This window comes from Polaromonas sp. P3_C2, assembly GCF_056402675.1.
Genome location: NZ_JBFUGX010000762.1, coordinates 1 through 1776, shown reverse-complemented (window position 1 = coordinate 1776; position 1776 = coordinate 1). Strand labels below are relative to the sequence as shown.

Here is a 1776-nt window from a genome sequence, read left to right as displayed (position 1 = left end):
GGCCTCACCCGCCGCGTTGTCGCAAACCGTAATGACCAGATCCATGTGTGGTGCGTCTGGCAAGGCGAATTCGTCCCAGTTTTTGCTGCGCAGGCCTTCGATGGAAATGCCCGCGGTGCGCAGGGTCTGCAGCCCCAACGGATTGGGCTGCTGGTTTTCGCGCGGGCTGCTGCCTGCCGAGTAGCCTTTGAACCTGCCCTGGCCGATATGGTTCAACACGGCTTCGGCCAAGATGCTGCGGGCTGAATTGTGGGTGCACAGGAAAAGGACGTTGATGGGTTGCGTTGTCATGGGGGGCTTCTTCTCTTGGCCGTTGTTTAGCAGCAGGCTTTGGTGCCTTGGGCCGATCGTGGGGCTTCGGAAAGCTGTACGGTTGCTACAGTATTTCTAGCTGCTTGCGCACAGCAGGATTGGGCTGTGGCCTTATTTGGTGTGGGTTTCGACTCGCTGAAAACAGGAATGCTGTCCAGCGTGTGGAACTGCTCCCAGGCGATGCCCTGCGGGTCGGTCAGCCAGTATTTATCGCTGCGGGCATAGCAGCAGGTGGTGGGGCCTTCATCCAGCAGTGTCATGTCGGCGCGGGTGGCGCTGGCTTTCAGGGCCTGCAGCTCTTCGGGCCTGTCGACCTGAATGCCCAGATGGTCCACGCCGGGCGCATTTCCGCGCGTCGAAATGGCAAAGTTGACCGGTGGGTCGCTGAGCATCCACTTGGCGTAGTCGGCTTCGGTGCGGGCCGGCTGCTGGTCAAAYATGGCCGAGTAAAAGGCGATGTTCTGCTCGAGATCTTTCACGTGGACGTGGACATGGAAGCGTTTCATGGGGCTCTCCTTGGGTGGTGGTGTTGGATTGGCTCTGTGGGTGATGGAGGTGTGGCGCGTAATCGCGTAGTGGCGTTCAGCAGTTGCTGCAATCGGCCTGGGTGGCTACCTCGCAAGTGCCGCCTTCGCAGCAGTGCTCTGTCAGGTAGCCGAGCAGCGCATTCATTTGCCCGAAGTTGGCGCGGTAGATCAGGTTGCGCCCGCGCGCCTCGCTGTTGACGAGGCCGGCGTGTGAGAGCTCTTTGAGATGGAAAGACAGGGCACTCGGTGCGACGCCCAGTTGTTCGGCCATCGCGCCCGGCGTCAATCCGTCAGGCCCGGCGACGACGAGGGCGCGGAACGCGCGCAGGCGCTGGGCTTGCGCCAGCGCTGCCAGGGCCTTCACGGCAGAACCTTCCTCAAGCGGGGGAAAATCAAGGTTTGGGATTAATGCTTCCATAATTCAAATATAATTGAATTATTGAATCGATGCAACCAATCCCTTTTCAGGAGTGAAACTTATGCCTTCCGCCGTCACGATTTACCACAACCCCCAATGCGGCACGTCGCGCAATGTGCTGGCGCTGATCCGCAATGCCGGCATCGAACCCGAGGTCATCGAATACCTGAAAACCCCGCCAACGCGGGAGGCGCTGCGGGAGCTGGTTGCGCAAATGGCGGTGCCGCTGCGAGAGGTAATCCGGGAAAAGGAATCTGTCTACAAGGATCTTGGCCTGGACGACGCCACGCTGGCCGACGAAGCCCTGATCGACGCGATGCTGGCCCATCCCATCCTGATCAACCGGCCCATCGTCGTTACGCCGTTAGGCACGCGCCTGTGCCGGCCTTCGGAAGCCGTGCTGGACATCCTGCTCACGCCGCAGCGGGGTGCGTTCAGCAAGGAAGACGGTGAACAGGTCGTCAATGACAAAGGGGAGCGTGTGGCGGGCCGTTGAGCTTCCCGTCCTTGGCGCAACGC

4 protein-coding genes are annotated in these 1776 nt (G+C 60.6%); 1 reads left to right on the top strand and 3 read right to left on the bottom strand.

Annotation, left to right across the window (positions count from 1 at the left end; translation table 11 throughout):
• From AC1DWI_RS21645 to AC1DWI_RS21635, 3 genes are all read right to left on the bottom strand, one after another.
• Positions 1–291, bottom strand: a 291-nt coding sequence (locus tag AC1DWI_RS21645) for an arsenate reductase ArsC (RefSeq protein WP_477725730.1), incomplete at its 3' end; no start/stop codon positions are given.
• A gap of 26 nt (positions 292–317) precedes the next feature.
• A complete protein-coding gene (locus AC1DWI_RS21640) occupies positions 318–818 on the bottom strand; it encodes an ArsI/CadI family heavy metal resistance metalloenzyme (RefSeq protein WP_477725729.1) in 501 nt (166 codons plus the stop codon).
• Positions 819–894: 76 nt separating this feature from the next.
• On the bottom strand, positions 895–1257 hold the full coding sequence (locus AC1DWI_RS21635) for an ArsR/SmtB family transcription factor (protein ID WP_477670918.1): 363 nt from the start codon (positions 1255–1257) through the stop codon (positions 895–897).
• A gap of 61 nt (positions 1258–1318) precedes the next feature.
• Between AC1DWI_RS21635 and arsC the strand changes: the two genes are divergently transcribed.
• Positions 1319–1753, top strand: coding sequence for an arsenate reductase (glutaredoxin) (gene arsC, locus AC1DWI_RS21630; protein WP_477670917.1), 435 nt, complete (start codon positions 1319–1321; stop codon positions 1751–1753).
• The last annotated feature ends 23 nt before the right edge of the window (positions 1754–1776 follow it).

Bases quoted from the DNA above. Each gene is read 5' to 3' on its own strand.
- arsC (WP_477670917.1), top strand. From the start codon at position 1,319: ATGCCTTCCGCCGTCACGATTTACCACAACCCCCAATGCGGCACGTCG.
- AC1DWI_RS21635 (WP_477670918.1), bottom strand. From the start codon at position 1,257: ATGGAAGCATTAATCCCAAACCTTGATTTTCCCCCGCTTGAGGAAGGT.